This window comes from Ruegeria sp. BHSA118 (genome assembly GCF_059613405.1).
The window spans coordinates 1-3,919 of the sequence record NZ_JBXWSM010000126.1; the positions used below are offsets into that span (position 1 = coordinate 1).

At 59.2% G+C, this 3,919-nt stretch carries 4 protein-coding genes; 1 reads left to right on the plus strand and 3 read right to left on the minus strand.

What is annotated here, in order from left to right; all coding sequences use genetic code 11:
* On the plus strand, positions 1–328 hold a 328-nt coding region (locus tag AC2FNN_RS21105), incomplete at its 5' end, for a Smr/MutS family protein (protein ID WP_496760428.1).
* Here AC2FNN_RS21105 and AC2FNN_RS21110 read toward each other — a convergent pair.
* The 3 genes from AC2FNN_RS21110 to hslU all read right to left on the minus strand — a co-directional run.
* On the minus strand, positions 325–1,545 hold the full coding sequence (locus AC2FNN_RS21110) for an MFS transporter (protein ID WP_496760430.1): 1,221 nt from the start codon (positions 1,543–1,545) through the stop codon (positions 325–327). The two genes, AC2FNN_RS21105 and AC2FNN_RS21110, sit on opposite strands and share 4 nt — an antisense overlap.
* Positions 1,542–2,642: an alpha/beta hydrolase gene (locus AC2FNN_RS21115; protein ID WP_171635347.1), complete on the minus strand. Its 1,101-nt coding sequence runs from the start codon at positions 2,640–2,642 to the stop codon at positions 1,542–1,544. Before AC2FNN_RS21115 ends, AC2FNN_RS21110 begins: the two co-directional genes overlap by 4 nt.
* A 98-nt stretch (positions 2,643–2,740) precedes the next feature.
* The coding region (hslU, locus tag AC2FNN_RS21120) for an ATP-dependent protease ATPase subunit HslU (RefSeq protein WP_496760432.1) at positions 2,741–3,919 on the minus strand (1,179 nt) is incomplete at its 5' end.

Here is a 3,919-nt window from a genome sequence, read left to right on the forward strand (position 1 = left end):
CTTTGGCCGGATGAAGCGCGGCAAGTTAAAACCCGAAGGCAAGCTGGATCTGCACGGCATGCGGGTGGCTTCGGCCCATCCGGCGCTGATCCGATTTGTCCTGAGCGCGCAGGCACAGGGTAAGCGTCTGGTTCTGGTCGTGACCGGCAAAGGTAAGGATCGGGACGAGCCCGGTCCGATTCCGACGCCGCGCGGTGTTCTGCGAAATCAGGTTCCTCACTGGTTGTCGATCCCACCGCTGGCCCAGGCGGTGTTGCAGGTCACGCCGGCTCATATAAGCCACGGCGGAGACGGGGCGTATTACGTTTATCTCAGGCGCGTGCGCTAAAGGTCGCGACGGGCGCGGGAAATACCAACCCAAACCAGGCTGCATACCAGCACGAAGAACAGGCCGATCCAGAAAAACTGAATGCTCAGCGAGAGACCATGGTCAATCAGAACGCCGGTCAGACCGGGGCCGATGGCTGACCCCAGTACCATGACAGCCGCAGCCAGCGCCTTGATGGCCCCGATATGCCGGGTCCCGTAGAATTCTGCCCAGAACGCGCTGGGCAAAGTGCTGTTTGCTCCGACCGTCAGGCCAAGAAACACCAAGCCAACCGTCGCGCCGCTGATTGATTCAGTCATGCCCAGAACCACAAACCCAACCGCCATCGGAAGCTGATAGTATGGCATGATGCGCGCAGTGCCCCACTTGTCCAATGCCCAGCCCGCAGCAAACATCGACAGCAGTGATACTCCGGTAAAGATCGGGAACAGAGCGACCAGTTGAATATGCAACCAGCCTTTGACCTCAGCGAAGTAGACCTGATGGAAGAAAAACGCGGTAATGAATGCCGATGGCGCAAGCACGGCGGGCACCATGAACCAGAACAAGGGGTTAAACAACGCGTCGCGGCGGCTCCAGTGGCGACCCTGCATGCCAATGGCAGAGGATTCGCCGGCAAGACTTTGCGGTGTTCGTTCCTCGCGCAATAGTCGCAGCAACACGGGAATTCCCAAAGCAGTCATCCCTGCTGCGACGACCCACAGCCAACGCCAGTCCAGGTAAACCATGGCTGCAACAAAGATCAGGGGCAGCAAGGCCTCGCCGATGGCATAGCCGACGGATGCAATGGAAAGCGCCTTGCCCCGCGTGACCGTAAACCACCGCGCCATGGCGACCGCGGCCAGATGTGTGCTCATCCCCTGACCGAGCAGGCGCAGCAGAAAAATCACCACTGGCAACAGCAGCAGCCAGGTATTCAGCGCCATGGCAAGGGCAGCCAGGGACAACCCGGTCAGAACCGCCGGACCCAGCATCCGGACGCGAAAGATGTCCGTCAGCCCTCCGGCCCAGATCATCACGATGGCCGACAGGGTTGTGCCCAATGTGTACAGCCCACCCCACGCACCATGGCCGAGGCCGAATTCCGCGCGGATTTCACCGGCAAAGATTGAGATGAAGAATGTTTGCCCGAAGCTGGATAAAAACGTCAGAAGAACGCCTGCGCCAAGCCAGGTGGCATTGTCCAGAAGATACCGGCGCAGCTTGAACCGCGTCACGGAGAGCTGACCTGTGCCTGCCCGGTTTCCGTCAGAACAATTCCAGTGGCCCCGTCTGGATTGCGCGCGCCGGGTGGCACCAGAATATCAATGGCCGGTCGGTCTTCCCGCCCGAAGGTATTGTTGACACGCCGCAACGAGCTGAGGATCGACAACAAAGCCGGAGAGGTCGCGGCAACGAAATGCGAGGATGCCGCGTCACTGTTGAAAGCGGTCGTGTCGATCACGCTGATCGGGAATTCCTCGAGCGAGTCAACCGAACTGATGTTCCCCAACCGCTGGCCTTCATCCGTGCCACGCAAGCGGCCCGAGATGTTCAGGATCTTGTCCTTTTGGGACACCATTACGATGAACGGGTCGGGTGGGTTGTCGATACGTTTCATCTGCGAGCGAAACAGATCAAGATCAAGATCAGGCGAAATCAGCACGACCCCTTCGATGTTTCGCTTGGCCCAGCCGGGTTCTTGCAGTTCGGTTTGCCGCATCATCTCCATCGTCAACGCACCGCCCATGGAATGCGCGACCAGAACAACGCGTTTGACACCCATGGCTTTCAGTTCGCGGATGGTCTGTTCCAACCCGTCGCGGGCAAACAGCATACTGTCCAGATCATAGGCGTATCCATAGCCCGTTGCACGGCTTGGCCACGAATACACCAGCGTCGATCCGGGGAGGCCAATGTCATGTGTCAGCTGCGCCGCGCGGAAGATCGTTTCGGTCTGGGTTGAATTGTAGCCGTGCACAAAGATCGTGACGTCATCCTGTCCTCGCAGGTGTTTGCGCAGCCCCTGCGGTCCATCCAGCTCGGTCACGTCCGCCAGAACGAATTCTTTCCGCGGATTCGGGTTCGCATAGGAGAAGCGGAGCGTACCCGGAGTATGCGTCGGTGGAATCGAAACCGTCGTTTCCAGGAACCTGAGCGTTTCACCGCGTTGGAATCCATAAGATCCATCAGCCTCTCGCGCGCGGGTCGTGCTTGCGAAGATGGTTTCAGGTGTTCCGATGTTCACGGCTCCGGGCACGACCTCGGACACCGTTCGGTCGACACAGGCGCCGATCGAAAGGGATATGAACAGAATGACGAAATATCGCAGCACGGGTCAGACCTCGGGGTGACTCGTGCACACGCTATCCTATTCTTGCCCGACGTCCAGCATGGCAAGATTTAAACAACGGCAAAAACCGGCTGGCCGTGTTACAAAACGTAACGGCTCAGATCAGAGGACTTGGTCAATTCACCAAGATTGTCGCTGACGAATTGTGCATCAACGGTGATCTGCGAACCGGCTTTGTCCGGTGCAGCGAAGGACAGTTCTTCGAAAACCCGCTCCATGACGGTGTAGAGCCGCCGAGCGCCGATGTTTTCGATGCTCTGGTTCACGTCAGCCGCGATCTTCGCCAATGCCGCGATGCCGTCCTCGGTAAAGCTGACGGTCACGTCTTCGGTGCCCATCAACGCCGTGTATTGCAAGGTCAGGGCATTGTCGGTTTCGGTCAGGATGCGCACAAAGTCTTCTTCGGTCAGGGCGCGCAGTTCGACGCGGATCGGCAGGCGCCCCTGCAATTCCGGCAACAGATCCGACGGTTTGGCGATGTGAAACGCACCCGAGGCGATGAACAGGATGTGGTCGGTTTTGACCGGGCCATGCTTGGTGCTGACGGTGGTTCCCTCGATCAAGGGCAGAAGGTCGCGCTGCACGCCTTCGCGGCTGACATCGCCGCCGCGTGCGTCAGAGCGGGCACAGACCTTGTCGATCTCATCCAGAAATACGATGCCGTTCTGCTCGACGGATTCCAGCGCGGTGCGGGTGACGGTTTCATCATCCAGCAGCTTGTCGGCCTCTTCCCCGATCAGCGCATCATAGCTTTCGGCGACGGTCATGCGTTTCTTGACGGTCCGTCCGCCAAAGGCCTTGCCGAAAATGTCGCCCAGATTCATCATGCCCATCTGACCACCCGGCTGCCCCGGAATGTCGAACATCGGCATCGGGTTCGAGGTGTCGGACAGTTCCAGCTCGATCACCGTGTCGTCCAGTTCGCCGGCTTTCAGCTTTTTGCGGAACATCTCACGCGTGCCTTCGCGCGCATCCGCGCCTGCGATTGCCTCGATCACGCGGTCTTCGGCGGCCTGATGCGCTTTGGCCTTGACGTCTTCGCGCATGAACTCTCGGGTTTGCAGGATGGCCGCATCCGCCAGATCGCGCACGATCTGTTCCACGTCTCGGCCGACATATCCGACTTCGGTGAACTTGGTGGCCTCGACCTTGATAAACGGCGCGCGGGCCAGTTTCGCCAGACGGCGGCTGATTTCGGTCTTGCCGACGCCGGTGGGGCCGATCATCAGGATGTTCTTGGGATAGACTTCCTCGCGGAT